A 19557-nucleotide genomic window follows, 5' to 3' on the forward strand; every position below is an offset into this window, starting at 1 on the left:
CCGGTTCAGCGCTGTTGACGGGTGAGAAGCAGCAAAAGCATGCCGAGAAGACCGATAGCGGTGAAGGCGGCTCCGCCAACGAATGTGGCTGAGGGACCAATCGCCTCCCATAAAATTCCGGCGATTAGGCTTGCCAGAAGCATCGCAATTCCGGTGATCATATGGAAGACACCGAATGCCGTGCCACGGAACGCAGAAGCAGTCGCTTCCGCGACCAGCGCGGCAAGCAGTCCCTGCGTCATTCCCATATGCAGGCCCCACAGGCCAACACCCAGCATGACTATCCCAAGATTCGGCGCTGCCGCGAGTATGATGTCTGCGGCAATGAGGACAAGGAACCCAGCAGCAAGAATGACATGGCGGTTGATGCGGTCGGACAGGATGCCCATCGGGTAAGCCGATGCGGCATAGACGATATTCATTACGACCAGGACGAGCGGAACGAAGGCGAGGGAGAGTCCCGCATTCTCCGCCCTCAATATAAGAAATGCTTCGCTAAAACGGGCAAGCGTCAGCACGGTGCCAACCGCGACCACGCCCCAGAACAGCCCGCCGAGTAGGTGGAGTTCAATCCAGCGGATCGGCGTACGCTCCGGGGAAGCATCGACATGGCGTTGCGGTTCACGGACGCCTAAGATCAGGATCGCTACGGCGACTAGGCCGGGCACGACCGCAAGCCAGAAGACAAGCCGGAAATCATCGGCAAAAAGCGCCATCAGCGCCATCGCGAGCAGCGGACCGGCAAACGCGCCGACCGTGTCGAGGGACTGGCGCAGGCCGTATGCCGCACCCGTCAGTCCGGGCGGCGCAAGGTCGCCGACCAATGCATCGCGCGGCGCCCCCCGAATGCCCTTGCCCACGCGATCGGAAAACCGGGCGAAGAGTACCCACGATGCCGTCGGGGCCACTGCAAAAAGAGGCTTGGAAAGAGCACCAAGGCCATAGCCGATGATGGTAAGCAGCTTGCGCTTGCCAAGCCGGTCGCTCAGCCATCCCGAGAATAATTTGGAGATCGATGCGGTCGCTTCGCCCACGCCCTCAATGATTCCGACCGTGACCGTGCTCGCCCCCAAGACAGTGACGAGAAACACTGGCAGCAGCGCATGGATCATCTCGGACGAGATATCCATGAACATGCTGACGAAGCCGAGTGCCCAGATGCTGCCAGGCAGCCGGGCGGACGGCGCCGTCAGACGGTTAGTATCGGAAGGCCTATGGCGGTCCTCCCGCGCGGACACTCCTTCACGCTGCCTGTCGCGCATGCTGACACGGATGGACTTCGATCGTGATATGGGAGAGTTGCGGCAGCCTGGAAAGCTTTGCCTTATAGTGATCAGGCGCACGCGGCCGGTCAGACACGAGCGCAACAATGACCGCCATATGGCCCGGCCCGACCCGCCACAAATGCAGGTCGGAAACCCGGTCGCCGCCGTGCTCAAGAGCTTGGCAAACCCGGTCTGACAGGTGCTTGTCCGGAATCGTATCGAGCAATACGGCTCCTGCGCCGCGCAGCAGGCCCCATGACCAGCGCGCGATGACAATACCGCCAACGATGCCCATGACAGGGTCCATCCACAACCAGCCATAAAAACGCCCGGTAAGCAGCGCGACGATTGCGAGAACCGAGGTCAGCGCATCCGTGAGGACATGGAAGTAGGCCGAGCGCAGATTATGGTCGTGATGGTGGTGGTGGTGGCTTGCCGCCAGTTCGCCATGCGCATGAGCGTGATGGCCGTGATCATCATTGTGCGCGTGACCTTCACCGGCATGGAGAATCCAGGCGCTGACGAGATTGACGATCAGCCCCACCACGGCCACCACAATCGCCTCATTAAAGCGAATTGCGATCGGGTTGGTCAGGCGCAGTACCGACTCGATACCAATCACCAACGCAATAATCGCCAGGATCAGGGCGCTCGAATACCCTGCAAGCTCCCCCAGCTTTCCGGTGCCGAAGGTAAAGCGCTCGTCATGCGCATGGCGGCGCGCATACCAGTATGCAAAACCGGCTATCGACAGCGCCCCCGCATGGGTGGCCATATGGAAGCCGTCGGCCAGGAGCGCCATCGAGCCGAAGGCCAGACCGGCTATGATCTCGCCGACCATCGTCACGGCTGTGAGTGCGACGACGATCCATGTCCGCCATTCGTTGCGGGCATGATCCGCTCCCAGGAATACGTGATGGTGGCGCCAGTTCTCGATGGTCTCTGTATGCATTCGGCCTCTCATAGGTATTTTGTTATTTCACGGAAGCCGGCGAGCTTCTCCTTCAAGTCAGGCGTCAGCGGCCCCGCGATCTCGCCGAGATGGTGATCGATGTGATCGTGAATGATCGCCTGCTTGGATTTCTCCAGCGCGCGGATCACGGCCTGCAACTGCTGTGCAATCACCAGGCCGTCGCGCCCTTCCACGACCATACGCAGGACAGCCGCAAGGTGCCCTTCGGCACGCCGTAGCCGTGACATGATTTCCGGATCGTTCGCGTGGCTCATCAACATAACCTATCCCCCTAGAGGGGATAGGGCAACAAGGGAACGAGTCTGCCTGAGCCGTATCAGACAGATTCTATTCCATGCCGGCGTGTCCAAAGAGACCCTTTGGAGAGCAAGACTTTCCGGCGCGGCATGTCGGCGTAATCAGAGCGCTTCAAGGAAGGCGAGCAACTTGTCGTCGGGGCGGTAACACCCCAGGTTGGCTGCCGAAACCTTCACCCGTGCGAACGCCTTTTCCTTGAGGAGCAGATCGGCGAGTACATAGACCTGTGCCGTCTCGACAGATTCATACCCGAGCCAGAGCGCGATGACGGTCTGGTCAACGGCGTGATGCAAGAGGTCCATCCCCGCGCTGTGCCTGAGAACGTGCGGGCTCACCCGCTTTCCGGCCAGCGAAGGACACGACCTCGCGGTCGCGAGGGCCACACGCACGGGCGTGGTAGGTCGAGGCCGACTGGACACGATAGCGTGACTTGATCGGCGCCCATTCGGCCGCCTTCCTTCCGCCATCAGTGGTATCTGCAATCACTATTCGATGCTTCCCTTCCACTCCAAAATCAATTGACGTGTGCTGATCGGAACAGTGCCCATCTGCGTCATCCGCGCCATTGCGGTGTTATGGATATCCAATGAAGTCCCTCTCGTCGCGTCCACTACAAGGTATACGTCGAAACCTTCCTCCAAAGCGCTGAGTGCGGCAAAGGTGACTGAATCATCTGACCACATGCCGCAAAGGATTAAGCGGTTGCGTTGACAAGATCGAATATGGTCCCGAAATGAGTCATTCGCCCACGGATTTATTGTTTCGCGCCAAATTGCATTTCCCCACGAGCTATGGCTGTCTGATGGGTTTATAAGTTTAGCATTCCGCGCACGATTTGATCGTGCGGTGACGATTGTCGGGATTTTGAGCCCTTCCGCTGTTTTCAGAAGCAGACCAACCACTTCAGTCAAATGCTGCGCTTCTTCGGTCGGCAGGCGAGCGAAAAAGTCGACAAGGTAATCGATGAGAACAACGACACAGTGTTCCGAGTTCAACAGTAAACCAAATGATTTCGAATTGGACGACTGCGTTGACCGGCTCATTTCATGAATTCTCCGGACTTTTACGCAGGCGCAATAGCCGCAGCGCGTTGGCGACCACCAACAAGGAAGCGCCCGTATCCGCAGCGATAGCGCCCCAGAGCGTTGCGTAGCCGGCGAAGGTGAGCACGACGAAAACCGCTTTGACGCCAAGTGAAAAAACGATGTTTTGCTGAATGACAGCGAGCGTTCGTTTGGCGTGATGGATGAGCCAAGGAAGCTTCGAGATGTCATCGGTCATGAGCGCGACATCGGCGGTCTCAATCGCTGCATCGGACCCAATCGCGCCCATGGCGATGCCGAGGTTGGCGCGCGCCAGCGCCGGCGCATCGTTGACACCGTCACCGACCATGGCGACCGTGCCGTAGCGTGCGACAAGCTCTTCGATTTTCTCGACCTTGTCATCCGGCAGCAGCTCGGCATGCACCTCGTCGATGCCGAGATCGCGGGCGATGGCACTGGCCGTGACCCGGTTGTCGCCGGTCAGCATGACCACATGCCCAATGCCGGCGGCATGCAGTTGTTGCACGATTTCCCGCGCCTCCGGCCGGACCGTATCCGCGACCGCTATGAGGCCGCAGACATGCTGCGGGTTGCCGACGGCGATGACCGTTTTGCCGTCCGCCTCCAATGCTTCCGCCTGTTTGGCGATCTCGGGGGTGTCCTGACCGCGCTCGACGACATAGCGGTGGGAGCCGAGCCAGAACCGTTCGCCGTCGAAGGTTCCGGCCAGTCCCTTTCCCTTGAGGACTTGTACGTCGTCCGCTGGCGCAGGTGCGATTCCCCGCTGATCCGCATAGTCCAGAATTGCCTGCGCAAGAGGATGCGTGGAGCGCGCCTCAAGCGCTGCGGCGCGCGCCACGAGCTCGGCCTCGGTGTGGTTTCCGAGCGGGATGACCTGCGCCACGACGGGCTCGGCCCGCGTGATCGTGCCGGTCTTGTCCATGGCGATCGCCTTCAGGCGCGCGGGAAGCTCGATATAGGCGCCGCCCTTGACCAGAACGCCGGCGCGGGCCGATGACGCGAGTGCAGCGACGATGGAAACGGGTGTCGAAATCACCAGCGCACATGGGCAGGCGATTACGAGCAGAACAAGGGCACGATAGAACCAGTCGTCCCACGCTCCACCGAGCGCCAGCGGCGGTACCAAGAAAACGAAGAATGCAAGAGCCATGACCACCGGCGTATAGACACGCGCAAATCGTTCCACCCATTGCTCCGAAGGAGCGCGCCGCGCATGAGCTTCCTCGACCATGCGGATGATGCGCGACAGCATGGTGTCCCCGGCCGCCTTGGTGGCTTCAACTGTGAGCGTTCCGTCGCCGTTGATCGTGCCGGCGAAGACCTCCGCGCCGATCGCCTTTTCAACCGGCACACTTTCGCCGGTGATGGGTGCTTGATTTACGGCGCTGGCACCGGCAACGACCCGCCCGTCCAAACCGATGCGCTCGCCCGCCGGAACGATGAAGCGGTTGCCCGGATTGACCTCGGCCACTGGCACGTCCGTTTCCGATCCATCTGTGCGGAGGAGCAGCACCATGGGTGGAGCAAGATCGACAAGAGCGGCAATGGCACGGCGCGCCCGTCCGACGCTCCAGCTCTCCAGCGTCAACGACAGTGCGAACAGGAATGCAACCGTCGCCGCCTCGAACCATTCGCCGATGACGATGGCGCCCGCAATGGCGACCGTCATCAAGAGGTTCATGTCAGGCCGTAGCCCGCGCGCTGCGTACCAGGCCTTAACGATAACGAAGTGGATGCCGAAGACGATCGCGAGGCCGTAGGCGATCATCTCGGGCAGAGGTACGGACTTCCCGTTATGGCCCGCGAGAAGCTGAATAGCCTCAGCCAATCCGCCCGCGAGCCAAATGTGAACGGCGAAACCCGCCACGACGAAGAGGCCACTCAAGCTCATGAACCAGACTTGCTGCCGGCGACGGTCGCCCTTATCCCGCGCGCCTTTCTCCTCGGGACGCCATTCGACTGCCGCCATACCCGTTTGGCGAACGGCCCGACGGATCTGATCGACGGAGACCGGTGGAGCTTCGGCGAGCACTGTCATGCGGCCGTTCAAAACGTCGAATGCGAGATTGTCCGCACCGCCGACAAGCGGGCCAAGCTCGCGCCGGAGCACCGCCACTTCCTCGGCGCAATTGAGCCCTCGCACCTTGAAGGTCAGGCGGGACGCTTCAGGTGCGGGCGCCATCAGGACGCGTTTCCGTCGTCGATCGGATAGGCGCTTTCGATCTCGCTGACATAAACCCAGCCGGCGCTTGGTTGTCCGGTGCGCCCATTGTCGCGAATCAACGCCAAGGCCTGGTCGACCTTGTCCGCCTCGCAGACGAGTTCCACCTTCACCTCCGTGATGACTTTTTCACCGATCTCAATGGAATATTGCTGTTCCTGAGAATCGAGGGCTTTCAGCATACCCTTAACGTCGATCACGGAAATGTTCCGGAACCCTGCTGTCTTAAGGGCATGGACAACGTCAGCGATCCGGTTGCGGTGAATAAACGCTTTAACTTCTTTCATATTAGACCTCCTGCGATTCGAGCTGTCGGGCAGTTTCCACGGGTCGTGCCACGCGCGTCTCCATCCACTCATAGATGACGGGGAGAAGGACAAGGGTCAGCAGCGTCGAAGTGATCAGCCCGCCGACGACGACGGTGGCAAGCGGCCGCTGGGTTTCGGCACCGACACCTGACGACAGCAGCATGGGGATCAGGCCGAGGATTGCCACGCTTGCCGTCATCAGCACCGGGCGGAGCCTGAGTTCCGTTCCCCGTCGTACGGCTTCCCCAACGCTCAGTCCCTTTTCGCGCAATCCATTTATGAATTCGACGAGGACAATGCCGTTGAGCATGGCGACACCGAAGACCGCGATAAAGCCGATCGCCGACGGCACCGACAGATATTGCCCGGTGATGGCGAGCGAAATCAGTCCGCCGATGGTGGCGAACGGCACATTGGCGATGATCAGCGTTGCGTGGCGGATCGAGTTGAACGCGGTGTACAGAAGGACGAAGATGAAAAAGATCGTCAGCGGTACGATGATCGAAAGGCGCGTGAGCGCGCGCTGCTGGTTCTCGAAAGCACCGCCCCATTCAATCCAATAGCCGGGCGGCAATTCCACATTTTGCTTAATCGCCCGGTTTGCATCCTGAACAAAGCCGTCAATGTCGCGTCCGCGGACATCCATCTGGATTACCGCATAACGCTGCAATTGCTCGCGCCGAACGAAGGAATAGCCCTCCGCCACCGACACGTCCGCGACACGGCTCAACGGAATAATCGCCCCATCGGCCGTACGCAGTGGGATCGCCTCGATCGCCTCGACGGAGGTTTTCGAGGAGTCCTGAAGCCGGGCCGTGATGTCGAATCGTTTGACACCATCGATAAGTGTCGAGACCGGCTCGTTGCCGATTCCGGTGCGGACGATAGTCAGAACATCATCAGCGTTAAGGCCATAGCGGGCGAGTTGCTCCCGGTCTACCTGAATCCGCACCTGCGGCTTGCCGAGATTGGCTTCGAGCGATAGATCGGCCACACCGGGGACCGAGGCGATCGCGTTCTTGATCTCTTGGCTCAGGCGATCGAGCTCGCCTAAATCCTCGCCGTAGAGTTTCGCCGCCAAGGTGGCGCGCACTCCTGAGATCAGTTCTTCCACCCGCATCTGGATCGGCTGGGTGAAAGCGATGACGGCGGTGGGAACGACCTCTTCCAGTTTTTCGCGCATGGCGTCCGCCAGTTCCTCAATCGAGCGGCCCGACTTCCATTCCCCCTCGGGTTTCAAGGCGGTGTAGATCTCCATGTAGTTGACGTCGGCTGTCTCGCCCTTCTCGGCCCGGCCGATCATGGCGAGTGTGGTGTCAACTTCCGGGAATTCCGACAATGCCGCCGAGATGTCGTTCGAGACCTTGATCGACTGGTCGAGCGAGGTCGACGGAATCGACGTTACCCGCCACATGATTGAGCCTTCCTGTAGCTGCGGCATGAACTCTTTCCCAAGAAAGGGAAAAAGCGCGAGGCTGCCGATCAGCAGGATGCCAGCCGTCGCAACGACCTTTCGCTTGTTGGCAAGCGACCAGGCGAGCAGGGGCAGATACCCGCGCTTGATCCAGCGCACGAGCATGGTATCGCGCTCTTCCTTGGGCTTGAGGATGAGCGCCGCCAGGACCGGGATGATGGTCAAAGTGAGAAGCAATGATCCCGCCATGGCGAAGCTGATGTTGAAGGCCATGGGCTTGAAGAGCTTGCCTTCCAGACCCTGAAGACTGAAAAGCGGCAGGAAGACGACGATGATGATGAGGATGGCGAAGGCGATCGGACCCGCCACTTCGCGCGCGGCCGCCAGGACCGCCGCCGTCCGGTTCACCTCCTCGCCCTTGGCGCGCCATTCGGCCATGATGCGGAAGGAGTTCTCCACCATCACCACGGCGCCGTCGACCATCATGCCGATGCCGATGGCGAGCCCCGCCAGCGACATCAGATTGGCCGAGAGGCCTGCCTGCTCCATGAAGATAAAGGCGATCAGCATGGCAAGCGGAAGGGCGGCGATGACCACAAAGGCCGAGCGTAATTCGCCGAGGAACAGGAACAGGACGATGGCGACCAGGATCGAGCCTTCGATCAGCGCCCGTTCCGCCGTCGAGACGGCCTTCTCGACAAGTTCCGTGCGGTCATAGATCGGCTTCAGCGTGACGCCGTCAGGCAAGGCCTGTTCGGCGACCGAAAGCTTCTCCTTGACCGCATCGACCACGTTTTTTGCGTTCTCGCCGATGCGCGACAGCGCCATGCCAAGAACAACTTCCTTGCCGTCGCGCGTCACCGCGCCGAAGCGCAGCGATGGCGCCTGTACGACCGTCGCCACGTCCCGCAAATAGACCGGCGTGCCGTCCTCGACCTTGAGGACAATGCTGCCGATATCGCGCTCACCATCGACGAGACCGAGGCCCCGGACCAAAAACTGCTCTGGTCCCTGATCGATATATTGCCCCCCGACCTGACGGTTGTTGGCCTCGATCGCCTCCATCACATCGCGGTAGCCGAGCTTGTATTTAATGAGCTTCAGGGGGTCGATCTGCACCTGATACTGGCGTTCCTGGCCACCCCAGGACATCACGTCATCGACCCCCGGCGCGGTCCGCAAGATGAGGCGGATCGACCAGTCCTGCAGCGTGCGCAGGTCCATGTCGGTGATGTCGCCGGCCAGCTTTTCATCGGCGCGTTCGAGCGTGTACCAGAACACCTGACCGAGGCCGGAGGTGTTGGGGCCCATCGCCGGCGTGCCATAGCCCTCGGGGATGCGGTCGCGGACTTCCGCCAGCCGCTCCATGATGAGGCGGCGGGCGAAATAGATGTCCACATCGTCCTCGAAATAGACCGAAACGTAGGAGAGGCCGAACAGGCTGACGGAGCGGATCTGCTCGACATCCGGAAGACCCGCCATGGCGGATTCCACTTGGAAGGTCAGCAATTGTTCCACGTCTTCGGCCGCCAGCCCCGGCGATTCCGTATAGATATTGACCTGCACCGGCGTCACGTCGGGAAAGGCATCGATGGGCACGTTCGTGACCGCGCGCCAGCCGAGAAAACCGATCACCAGAAAGACAATGATCACAAGAAATTTGTATTGAAGCGAAAGTTCGACGAGCTTGTTCAACATGATCTATCTCCTTAGTGCCCGTGGCCTTCGCCCATCTGGGATTTCTGGATGAGCGACTTGAGGAGAAAGACCTCAGTCGTCGCGATTTCATCGTCCGTGCTCAGACCGGCCGCGACCTCAACCCAGCCGCCGCGCGTCACACCGGTCTTAATCGCCGTCGGGTGAAGTTCGTCGCCTTCGACTTTGAAGACGGTCGGATTTCCGTCCATGAGCGTGACGGCCGCCTCCGGTACGGCGAGCGCTTGTTTGCCATCACCGACTCCAACCGCAACGCTGACATATTGGCCGGGATGTAGCTCGTCGCCCGCATTGTCGACCTCGACACGGATCGGCAAGGTGCGCGTCGTCTCGTCAAGCGTGTGGTGGACCTGAACGATCCGGCCGCCGACCGCGTGGTCCTTGTCAATCAGAATACGGACAGACGAGCCGACCTCGGCATGAGCAGCCTGATCGGGCGTAAGCTGGGCTTGCACCCACACCCGGCTTTCATCCGTGATCTGAAACAGCACGCGCCCCGCATCCACGACTTCGCCGACAACGAAATCGTCCTTGACAACCGTACCGTCCTGCGGAGCCAAAAGATCGAATGTCCCAGTCGCTTTAGAAGCGTCACCGTTTTTGACCAGTCCCCCTATCTGCTCCGGTGTCATGCCGAAAGCTAAGAGCTTGGCGCGTGCCTGCTCAGCAGCCACCTGCGCTTCCACATAACGCCGCTCGGAAACGACCTCACGTCCCAGCTCGCGCACGCGGCTCCATTCGCGCGTGGCAACGATCAGGTTTCCTTGCGCATCCGCCATCTCGACGCTGGATAAGGTGACAAGCGCTTGTCCGGCCTTCACATGGTCCCCAAGCCTTGCCTGCCGGGCGACAATTTGAGCGGATATTCTCGGTGCAATCTGCGCCGATCGGTATAGATCGAGCGTTACCTCACCCGGTACAACGGCTTCGTCGGTGAGGACCCGCAAGTCCACGGGCGCCGTGGTGACGCCCTTTGCCTTGCGATCGGCGGCGGTCATTTCGACGACACCGCCTTCTTCATGCTCCTCGCCGTGCTCAGTCTCTTGCGAGGCTGGAGCAGCGACTTCATTCTTTGCATTCGGCGATTGATTGATCAGCGCGAAAGCGGCGCTGGCGATGATGATCGCGATGGCTGCACCGCCTAAGGACAATTTCATTTTCCTGGTCATTGGATATTCTCCACCCATTCGCTGATCGCGGCGGAAGCTTCCAGCCAGTCGAACCATGTGGTCCAGAGACGGCCCTTGAGCTCAACACCGGCGCTCTCCGTTGCGAAGGTTTGATTGAGTTGAATGATGTAATCGACGGCGTCGATTTCGCCGGCTTCCCACAGCCGCTGCAGGAGCGCGCGTTGTTCTTCTAGCGGCGCAGCCCCTTGGGCGGTCCAGGCTTGCCAAGCGCTGAGCGTCGTCTCGTAGCGCCGAAGGCTTGCGGTAAGCCGTGCTTCAACCCTGCGTCTCAAGTCACGGTAGCTTTGCTCTCTCGCGATCGAACCAGCCCTGGCGGCGTCGACTTCGGCGCTGTACGTGTTGCGAATGGGCAGGGGAATGGACAGCCTTACCCCGAATAGTGTCGAAGACTCTCTTTGCCCAAATGGATCGAGTGCGCTTCGCTCTTCACCAACTTTGACGCCTAAGGTCGGGTCAGGTATGCGATTCCGCTTCGCCACGCTGATGAAAGAGCGCGCCGCTTCTGTATCGGCCTGCGCCGATTGAAGTTCCGGCAGCGCCTCGACATTCACTACATCGATTGAGGGGCGCTTTTGCGGAGGTGAACCGGTAAGCGGCGGCGGTGGAGGCATCACGCCGCCAACGACGGCGATCAGGCGTTCCTCCGCTTGCGAGAACTCGATGCTTGCCGTGCTCGCCGCAGCTCGTGCTTCAGCCAGAGTCAATCGGGCCGTCAGCAGGTCCGATTGCGGCAGGTCGCCCGCGCGATTGCGCCGTTCGGCAAGCGCAAGGAACTCTTCGTCTAGCCTGACACGTTGCTCGGCTATGCGAACTGCGTCTCGGCGCGCCTGATAGTCCGATAACGCAATAAGGAGATTAGCGAGGATCGTTTTGCGCGTGATTGCGAACCGCGCTTCCGCGGCGACCACCTCGGCCGTGGCGACATTGGCACGCGCGCGCCGTTTGCCGCTGAGATCGAGCGTCTGCGATAGGCCGACCGACTTTGAATTGTCGAGCGCTTCCTCGTATTCAAGCTCTATCTCGGGATTGTAGAGCGGCTGCGCTTGGCCGCGTGCCTGGGCGCGCGCGGCATCCAATTCGGCCTGGGCTTGACGCAGGGCCGGATGATCGCTCAGGACGCTGAGGGCAAATTCCCTGAGCGCTATGTCCGGTGCAGCGCTCTCCTGCGCTAAGCCGGGCTCAGCAAGCCAAAGGCTCGCGATGACAGCGCCGAAAAGCGCCAGTTTTTGGCATTTCATTCATTGAACTCTCTGTCTCGGTTAGCAGGGTGCACGCGCCACGACGATGCCGTGTTCGCGCACAGACTCAGGGCATAGAGAGTTCAGGCGTTGGGAGGGGGGACCGGCGGACCTTGGCCGGCGGAATTCTTCCCAGCGTTGTCACGCGGGAATTCTTGATCGGTCGGCGCTGCATAGATGTTTCCACCGGCGAGTACGGCGGCCGTCATATGGTGCAGGCTGTGGCAACCACAATGGATTTCGCAGCCGTCAAAGGCTTGCTTGTCCTGATCGTGATCTGACTGCGTATGGAATTCGAGGCTGTCAACCGGCGCGGCGTCAAGGATCGCGATGTCGGCGAGTTGAATCGCGACAAAGACAACCATCCCAAGCAGTAACAAGACCTTCTTCATCCTGCGCGATACTAACCGTATGTAGTTAATAATCCTCAAAGTCCACCCTTCGGCAACCATCGGTCCCGAATGGGAAACCATCGTTGCGCCCCGCATGCATAATATATAATATCTACAGTAGCTGTAGAAGCAAGCCCAAATTTCGATTAGGTTAGGGGACCGAAGAAGACCATGTACACGATCGGCCATGTGGCGCGCGCGGCCTCCTGCAAAGTGCAGACCATCCGATACTATGAACAGATTGGCCTCTTGCCCGTGGCCCCACGCTCCGAGGGCAACCATCGGCTCTACGCCCAGGCGGATATTGACCGTCTAATGTTCATCCGCCATGCCCGTGAACTTGGCTTCTCCTTGGACGCGATCCGAGATCTCTTGAGCCTGTCCGACGATCCGAACCAGCCTTGCGTCGCGGCCGACGCGATCGCCCGTCGGCAGCTTGACGAGGTCGAGCGTCGGATCGCACGTCTGGGGTCGCTGAAGACCGAACTCGTGCGCATGATTGACCAATGCCGCGGGGGCAGAATCTCCGATTGCCGCGTCATCGAGGTCCTGAGCAACCATGCTCACTGTATGGCCGATGACCATCGGCCGACGGAGGCCAAGCCGTGAGCATAGCCACCCCTTTCGCGCCCATAGCCGCCCTGGCCATCTATGTCGGCGCTGCCGTAGCCGAGATCGCTGGTTGTTTCAGCTTTTGGGCGTGGTTGCGGCTCGGAAAATCTCCGCTCTGGCTAGCGCCGGGCATGGCAAGTCTGGCGCTGTTCGCTTTTCTTCTGACCCGGATCGACAGCGATTTCGCCGGTCGGGCGTATGCCGCCTATGGGGGAATTTACATCGCGTCCTCACTGGCTTGGCTTTGGCTGGTGGAAGCTCAGCGCCCGGATCGTTGGGACGTCATAGGCGCTTCGATCTGTCTCTTTGGCGCGGCTATCATTCTTTTTGGTCCGCGCTCGGTTTGACGAGGAAGGCGCAATGATCGAGCCCTTGCGCGAGCGAACTTACGCCGGGCTGTTCGCCGACCCAAGCAACGACCCTTCTGGGTGCTGGACGCACGGCCGTAGCGTTGGCGTTTGCGCCCGCCCGGCCTTGCGGCCGGGCGCCGGGCTCTATTCCGCTAAGGCCGCTGGCGCGGCCTAAGCTCCACGGAGCCCGCGCGTGCCGCGCGGTCTCCGCCCATTCGGGTCACGATCCCTCGCGCGGGGCCGGACCTTTGGTCCGGCATACGGACGCCGCCCTTTCGGGCGGCGACTTTCTTGTGGCCTTTCCCGGTGCGGGGGGCGGGCGGACACTCCCTTGTAGCCCCGCCGGGGCGGCCCGCAACCGCCTTGGCTTTATGTCCGTCCACGTCGGTTTTCTCGTCCTACCAAGACAGTTGCGTCCCGCCTGACCCGGCGGGGCTCCCGGTCGCTTACCGCCCGCCCCCCTTCCGGGGAAATGCGCGCGCGGAGGACCAGAGGGAGCCGCAACGATGATGCCAGAAACTGCAAACGCAGCGACACGCGGAAAACACGGGAGAAAGAGACGCGAACGGGCGGGCGGCGCAGCCAAGCCCTCCCTCTATGACGAGGTGACGAGCCACATCATCGCCGAGCTTGAGGCGGGCCGCGCGCCTTGGGTGCAGCCTTGGGGCGCGCCGGGCGCGAAGAAGGCGGGGCTCGGCCTGCCCAAGAACGCGCTCACGGGCCGCACCTATTCGGGCGTTAACATTCTGATCCTGTGGCATCACGTCGTGCGTGCGAGCTTCGCGACGCAAACATGGCTGACCTACGCCCAAGCCCAGGAAATGGGCGGCCACGTCATGAAGGGCGAGCGCGGCGTCACCGCGTGCCACGCCGATACCTTCATTCCCAAGGCCGAGCGCGAGCGGGCCGAGCAGGACGGCGACGAGCCGGGGCGCGTGCCGTTCCTGAAACGCTTCACCCTGTTCAACGTGGAGCAATGCGAAGGCCTGCCGGAAGACGCTTACGCAGGTGCGGCCCCGTTGCCAGAAGCCGAGATCATTCCGCACGCCGAACGCCTCATCGCAGCGACGGGAGCGGACTTCCGCATTGGCGGAACGAAGGCTTTCTATGTGCCGAGCCAAGACTTCATCCGCGTACCGCCACAACCCGCCTTCTTCGAGCAGGTGAACTACTACCGCACCTGCTTTCACGAGCTTGGCCACTGGACCGGCCACGAGACGAGACTCGCCCGCGACCTGTCCCATTCCTTCGGATCGAGACCCTATGCCCGCGAGGAACTGGTCGCGGAGATGGCGAGTGCCTTTGTCTGCGCTTCGCTCAGCATCGCACCCACCGTTCGGCACACGGACTATATCGGCTCATGGCTTGAAGTCTTGAGAGAAGAAAATCGCGCGATCTTCCGCGCGGCGAGCCAAGCCTCCAAAGCCGCCGATTTCATCCTCGCCTTTCGCGACGCCGAAAAGGCCGTGACGGCGGAGGCGACAGCATGACCGGCGCCCCCGAACTCCCCACCGAGACGACGCCCGAGGGCGAGCAGACCGTCGCGCCGGGCGTCAAGCCGATCACGCTCCGCGACCGGCGGGACTGGTGCGCCCGCCAGCCCATGGCCCCGAAGCGCAACCCGAACGCGCTGCAGAAGCCCTGCGACCTCGGCCTGTTCGACATCGAGGGACGCCGCCAGATCGACTGGATCGACGAAGCGCGGAAGGGCAAGCCATGACCCGCGATTCCTACCGCATCGCCGGCCCCGCCGTGATCTCGTTTTCGGGCGGGCGCACATCCGGCTATATGCTCAAGCACATTCTTGACGCCCATGGTGGCACACTGCCGGGCGATGTGCGCGTCGTCTTCGCCAATACCGGCAAGGAGCGGCCCGAGACGCTCGATTTTGTGGCCGAATGCGGCGCGCGCTGGGGCGTTCACATCACATGGGTCGAATATGATTGGGACGAGCCGCACCGCACGCGGATTGTCTCGCACAACAGCGCGTCCCGGAACGGCGAGCCGTTCGAGGCGCTGATCGACCGCAAGGGTTTCGTGCCGAACCCGCGCATGCGGTTCTGCACGTCCTTCCTGAAACGCGACCGCATCGACTCCTACGCCCGCCACTGGCTCGGCTGGGCAAGCTGGTCGAGCGTGCTGGGCTTGCGCGCGGACGAGCCGAAGCGCGTCTATCGCCAGCGCGCCTGCGGCGCGCGCAAGCGCACCGGCGCGACCGTCCAGCTACCCTTGGCCGACGCGCGCGTCACAGAAGCGGACGTGCTCCGTTGGTGGGCGGCGCAGCCCTTCGACTTGGCGCTCCGGTCCCATGAAGGCAATTGCGACCTCTGTTTCCTCAAAGCCCGCTGGAAGATCGAGGCGATCATGCGCGACCGGCCCGACCTCGCGGACTGGTGGATCGCGCAGGAAGCCAAGCCCGGCAAATCGAGCGCCAAAGGCCATTGCCCGGATATGCGCCTCTTCCGCATCGACCGCGAACCCTATGCGCGCCTGTTCGATCAGGTGCAGCGGCAAGGCGTGCTTGATTTGCCCGATCCCGCCGCGCCCGAGATCGATTGGGAGCGCGAGGATTGCGTCTGCACGGACTGACTTTCGCGCTCGGCTCGGGCGCATCACCGCTCCGGGGAACCGGAGCCTCAGCAAAGGAGAAGACCCAATGGAACTTCAACATATCCCTCTTAATCAACTGAAAGTCTCCGCACTCAACATGCGCCATGCGCGCAAAGCGCCGGACGTGTCGGATATCCTGCCCTCGATCCGGGCGCGCGGCGTGCAGCAGCCCTTGCTCGTTCGTAAGAACGGCAAGGGCTATGAGATCGTCGCCGGGCGGCGGCGTTTCTTCTCGCTTAAGGCCATCGCGAAGGAAGGCGGCGATATCGATCCCGTTCCCTGTGCCGTCATGGCCGAAGGCGACGACGCGGCGGCGCTTGAAGCCTCGCTCATCGAGAACGTGGCCCGGCTCGACCCCGACGAAGTCTCCCGCTGGGAGACCTTCGCCCGGCTCGTAAAAGAGGGCCGAACGGTCGAGGACATCGCCGCCACCTTCGGCGTCACCGAAATCATGGTCAGGCGCGCGCTCGCCCTCGGTGAGCTTCTCCCCGACATTCGCGAAGCCTACCGCAACGAGGACATCGACGCCCAGACCGTCCGTCAACTGACCTTGGCGAGTGAGGCGCAGCAGGCCGAATGGCTGAAATTGTTTCAGGACCCAGAGCAACACGCGCCGCGCGGTTGGCAGTTGAAGCAATGGCTGTTCGGCGGCGAGATTTCGACCGGGGCGGCGCTGTTCTCGCTCGACACTTATAAGGGCCGGATCGTGACGGACTTGTTCGGCGAGACAGGGTATTTCGGCGACCTTGAGCAGTTCTGGCGCTTGCAAAACGAGGCCGTCGCCGCCAAGCGCGACGCGCTTCTCGCCAAGGGATGGCCCGAGGTTGCCGTGCTCGACGTAGGCGAGCGGTTCCACAAATGGGACCATGTAGCGACGCCCAAAAGCGAAGGCGGGCGCATCTATATCGAGGTGCGCGAGAACGGCGAAGTCACCATTCACGAGGGCTTCGTCACCTCGAAGGAGCATCAGCGCCGCTTGCGGAAAGCGGCGAGCGAAGACGAGAAAAACACCGCCGCCGCCGACCGGCCCGAGCTTACCAATCCGGCGCAGAACTATCTTGAATTGCACCGACACGCCGCCGTGCGCCATGCGTTTCTAGGGTCTCCGGGCGTCGCTCTTCGGCTCATGGTCGCCCATACCATCGGCGGCTCGGCGCTGTGGCAGACCCGGCCCGATCCGCAGACGACGCGGAAGGAGGAAACCGCCGAGAGCGTCGCGAAATCGAAGGCTGAGACGGCGCTGGCCGAAGAACGCAAGGCCGTTCTCAAACTTCTCGGATTGTCCGCCCACGGTCATTCCGTCGTCCGCTCGAACGGTGACGACTATCGGGTGGCCGAGTTATTCGCCGCGCTCTTGAAACTCACCGACGACGAGGTGATGCGGGTGCTCGCCATCGTCATGGCCGAAACCTTGGAGGCCGGAACTGCCGTCGTCGAGGCGCTGGGAACCCACCTCAAGGTCAATATGCGCGACTATTGGCAGGCAGACGATGCGTTCTTCGACCTTCTCCGCAATAAGGCCGCCGTCAACGCCATGCTTCGCCACATCGGCGGCAAAGCGGTTGCCGATGCCAATGTGACGGCCACGACCAAGGTTCAAAAGAAGATCGTCCGCGACTTCATCACCGGGGACGGCCGGAAGAAGGCCGAAGGCTGGCTGCCGCGCTATATGGAGTTTCCCTTCAAGGCCTACACGAAAGCGGGCGGCGGGCGGCTCACTGACAACACGGCCCGCATCAAATCGTTCGTTTCCTGAAACCGGCGGTGGCAGGCGGGAGCGGCCCTCTTGTCCAGATAGGAGGGCCGCGAGCGCCTGCCGCCGCTCAATCTTGGCCAACGAAATGGCCCCCGCGCCGGATGGCGCCGGGGCCGTGTCGTGCGTTGCTAGGCGCGGACAGGCGGATCGCCAGCCGGGAAGGTCCGGGTCCCGCAGCGCTTCGGATGCGGCGATTCTGTTCGCGCGGCCAGCTTCGGGAGCAAAGGTCATCGGTGCTGAGGCGCTACGCTGGCGCTCGCCGACGGGTTCGGGCCTTCCGATTCCGCGCTTCCTCTGTGGACCGATCATCTCGTCAGACGCTCGTTTCTTCTCCTCTATGGTCAGGCATGGATGCGGCTGCGCTGATGCACCCATACCGTCGAGCGCGTGCCTTCGTATCCACCGGTCATCTTGCGTCACGAACATCCGCGCGGCCTGCACCACCACATCTCCTGATCGATGGCTGGCGTGACACCCGTTCGCCTGCTTTTGCTCAATGGACCTATGGCGAACGGCGGCCGCATGAAACCGGCGTTCCGCACTTTTTTCCCCGGCCTTCGGCCTTCCTCGCGAGACAAAAAAGTGCGTCCCGCCGGTCCTCCGCTCCGCTTCGGCCTCGCGGTTCATGCGGCCCCCGCCCGCCATGGGCGGTCCCGCGTCAGCAGGGCGATGGGCGCCCCGCGACAGCCAATAGGAGACAGAAAGATGGCACAGGCACTTGGATATGTGACGCAGAACGAGACCGGTGGATACGAAGGCACGCTCGCGACGATGAGCCTCAAGAAGCGCATCCGCATCCTGCCCAACGCGCGGAAGGAAACGGACGCCCAGCCGGACTTCCGGGTCTACACCGAGGACCGCGTGGAGATCGGCGGCGGTTGGAACCGGGTCGGCAAGAACAGCGGCAACCCATACGTGTCGCTGACCTTCTCCGCTCCCGAATTCGGCCCGGCGAAAATCTACGCCAATCTCGGGCGCGCCGCCGGGCAGGATGATCCGGCCGTCATGGCGATCCTCTGGAACCCGCGCAGCTAAATCGCGGTGACACTCGGCCCCCGCGCCATCCGGCGCGGGGGTTATTCGCTTTCACCGGATTATGTACATTGTATGTAATTTCTTGCAAAATGTTCATAATTCTTAACCGTTCGTTGATTTTCGCGCGCCATAGTTGAGCGATGAGACGAGTCTGTATTGCGGGTCGATGGTGCGGCGTCTTGGGCGCTTGGTGACGGGCGTAAGCGCAAAGAAAGAGGAGCTTGTTTGAGTCTGCGACGCTGGGTGCGTCGACCGCCATCGTGCCGTGTGAATGGAAAGGACGATGGCGGACTATCACAACTCCTTGATATCCTGTGGTCTGCGCCTAGGTGACTACGACTATGTACGGCTACTGACCCGGTCGCGAGTTGCCTGGGAGTATTTGCGGCGTAATCGCGACTATCACCGCGATTGGCGCCTATCGAAATCAGGCCAGCCAATACCCGTCCGTTTACGGAATGACACCACTTTGCTCCGGGCGCGGCGCCGCTTCGTGCGGGCCGAAGCCTGGGGCCTTTGCACCTTTCGCCGATCCTGATCAAAATGGCCTCGAAGCGGAGGTGTTTTGGCGGGCCGAGGATTATCAAAGGGTGGTGTCAGCCTATGTACGCAATGGCCGAGAGCCCGGCCTCGGCGCCATCGTATCCTTGAATGAGGTCCGGTGCCGAAAAACGCTTTTGAAGAGCGTGGACGGCGAGCAGCATCTCCTTCTCCGAGATCAACGGCGCATCGTCCAAGTGCGATGCATTGGCGAAGACATCCGCATCGACCCCTTCGCGCTCGAACTCGTGGTCGATCAGTTTCCCGATGTCGAAAGCCGACAGCGCCTAATCAGGCGGCTCGCGGACCTTTATCGGGGTCGGTGTCTTGGCGGTTCGCGTGGCGGTTGGACGGTCGAGGCGATGCGTCACCGGGATGCCTTGGCGGCGCTCGATCTTCGAACGGAGGGCTATTCGTATCGTCAGATTGCGGTGTTTCTCTACGGCGAGAAAGCTGTCAAGGACGACTGGACCAGCCCCGATCAGACCATGAAGAACCGCGTCATTCGTAGCGTCAAACGCGGGCAACGGATGATGAACGGCGGCTACCGAACCCTGCTCGCCTGATCCACGCGAG

19 protein-coding genes and 1 pseudogene are annotated in these 19557 nt (G+C 61.6%); 9 read left to right on the plus strand and 11 right to left on the minus strand.

The window, feature by feature from the left end:
• Positions 1–5 precede the first annotated feature (5 nt).
• The 11 genes and pseudogenes from RLQ26_01785 to RLQ26_01835 form a co-directional block, all read right to left on the minus strand.
• Positions 6–1193, minus strand: a complete 1188-nt coding sequence (locus RLQ26_01785) for an MFS transporter (protein MEQ9087456.1) — start codon at positions 1191–1193, stop codon at positions 6–8.
• A gap of 49 nt (positions 1194–1242) precedes the next feature.
• Complete coding sequence (gene dmeF / locus RLQ26_01790) at positions 1243–2217, minus strand: CDF family Co(II)/Ni(II) efflux transporter DmeF (GenBank protein MEQ9087457.1); 975 nt, start codon at positions 2215–2217, stop codon at positions 1243–1245.
• A gap of 8 nt (positions 2218–2225) precedes the next feature.
• The gene (locus RLQ26_01795; GenBank protein MEQ9087458.1) at positions 2226–2492 is read right to left on the minus strand and encodes a metal-sensing transcriptional repressor; all 267 of its coding nucleotides are present in this window, start codon (positions 2490–2492) and stop codon (positions 2226–2228) included.
• 144 nt (positions 2493–2636) lie between these two features.
• Positions 2637–2903 (minus strand): annotated as a pseudogene (locus RLQ26_01800) (tyrosine-type recombinase/integrase).
• A 117-nt stretch (positions 2904–3020) separates the two neighbouring features.
• On the minus strand, positions 3021–3578 hold the full coding sequence (locus tag RLQ26_01805; protein ID MEQ9087459.1) for an isochorismatase family protein: 558 nt from the start codon (positions 3576–3578) through the stop codon (positions 3021–3023).
• Position 3579: 1 nt separating this feature from the next.
• Complete coding sequence (locus tag RLQ26_01810; GenBank protein ID MEQ9087460.1) at positions 3580–5781, minus strand: heavy metal translocating P-type ATPase; 2202 nt, start codon at positions 5779–5781, stop codon at positions 3580–3582.
• Complete coding sequence (locus RLQ26_01815; protein ID MEQ9087461.1) at positions 5781–6107, minus strand: P-II family nitrogen regulator; 327 nt, start codon at positions 6105–6107, stop codon at positions 5781–5783. Before RLQ26_01815 ends, RLQ26_01810 begins: the two co-directional genes overlap by 1 nt.
• 1 nt (position 6108) lies before the next feature.
• The gene (locus RLQ26_01820; protein MEQ9087462.1) at positions 6109–9240 is read right to left on the minus strand and encodes a CusA/CzcA family heavy metal efflux RND transporter; all 3132 of its coding nucleotides are present in this window, start codon (positions 9238–9240) and stop codon (positions 6109–6111) included.
• 11 nt (positions 9241–9251) lie between these two features.
• Positions 9252–10427, minus strand: coding sequence for an efflux RND transporter periplasmic adaptor subunit (locus RLQ26_01825; GenBank protein ID MEQ9087463.1), 1176 nt, complete (start codon positions 10425–10427; stop codon positions 9252–9254).
• Positions 10424–11686 (minus strand): TolC family protein, encoded by a 1263-nt coding sequence (locus RLQ26_01830; protein MEQ9087464.1) that lies wholly within the window; start codon positions 11684–11686, stop codon positions 10424–10426. The genes RLQ26_01825 and RLQ26_01830 overlap by 4 nt, the downstream gene beginning before the upstream one ends.
• 83 nt (positions 11687–11769) lie before the next feature.
• Entirely contained in the window at positions 11770–12078 is a 309-nt protein-coding gene (locus RLQ26_01835) for a hypothetical protein (protein ID MEQ9087465.1), read from the minus strand.
• 171 nt (positions 12079–12249) lie between these two features.
• Here RLQ26_01835 and RLQ26_01840 point away from each other — a divergent pair, with 171 nt between their 5' ends.
• From RLQ26_01840 to RLQ26_01880, 9 genes are all read left to right on the plus strand, one after another.
• Positions 12250–12687 (plus strand): helix-turn-helix domain-containing protein, encoded by a 438-nt coding sequence (locus RLQ26_01840; GenBank protein ID MEQ9087466.1) that lies wholly within the window; start codon positions 12250–12252, stop codon positions 12685–12687.
• Positions 12688–12710: 23 nt separating this feature from the next.
• Positions 12711–13037, plus strand: coding sequence for a YnfA family protein (locus tag RLQ26_01845; protein ID MEQ9087467.1), 327 nt, complete (start codon positions 12711–12713; stop codon positions 13035–13037).
• Positions 13038–13549: 512 nt separating this feature from the next.
• Complete coding sequence (locus tag RLQ26_01850) at positions 13550–14530, plus strand: zincin-like metallopeptidase domain-containing protein (protein MEQ9087468.1); 981 nt, start codon at positions 13550–13552, stop codon at positions 14528–14530.
• Positions 14527–14760 (plus strand): hypothetical protein, encoded by a 234-nt coding sequence (locus RLQ26_01855; protein MEQ9087469.1) that lies wholly within the window; start codon positions 14527–14529, stop codon positions 14758–14760. The genes RLQ26_01850 and RLQ26_01855 overlap by 4 nt, the downstream gene beginning before the upstream one ends.
• A complete protein-coding gene (locus tag RLQ26_01860) occupies positions 14757–15629 on the plus strand; it encodes a 3'-phosphoadenosine 5'-phosphosulfate sulfotransferase (protein ID MEQ9087470.1) in 873 nt (290 codons plus the stop codon). Before RLQ26_01855 ends, RLQ26_01860 begins: the two co-directional genes overlap by 4 nt.
• A gap of 67 nt (positions 15630–15696) precedes the next feature.
• A complete protein-coding gene (locus RLQ26_01865; protein MEQ9087471.1) occupies positions 15697–17406 on the plus strand; it encodes a ParB/RepB/Spo0J family partition protein in 1710 nt (569 codons plus the stop codon).
• 705 nt (positions 17407–18111) lie between these two features.
• Positions 18112–18441 (plus strand): DUF736 domain-containing protein, encoded by a 330-nt coding sequence (locus RLQ26_01870; protein ID MEQ9087472.1) that lies wholly within the window; start codon positions 18112–18114, stop codon positions 18439–18441.
• Between the two features lie 283 nt (positions 18442–18724).
• On the plus strand, positions 18725–18979 hold the full coding sequence (locus RLQ26_01875) for a DUF6499 domain-containing protein (GenBank protein ID MEQ9087473.1): 255 nt from the start codon (positions 18725–18727) through the stop codon (positions 18977–18979).
• A 148-nt stretch (positions 18980–19127) separates the two neighbouring features.
• The gene (locus tag RLQ26_01880; GenBank protein MEQ9087474.1) at positions 19128–19547 is read left to right on the plus strand and encodes a DUF2285 domain-containing protein; all 420 of its coding nucleotides are present in this window, start codon (positions 19128–19130) and stop codon (positions 19545–19547) included.
• Positions 19548–19557 lie beyond the last annotated feature (10 nt).

The sequence above is a fragment of the Alphaproteobacteria bacterium genome (assembly GCA_040220875.1).
Lineage (GTDB): Bacteria > Pseudomonadota > Alphaproteobacteria > JAVJVX01 > JAVJVX01 > JAVJVX01.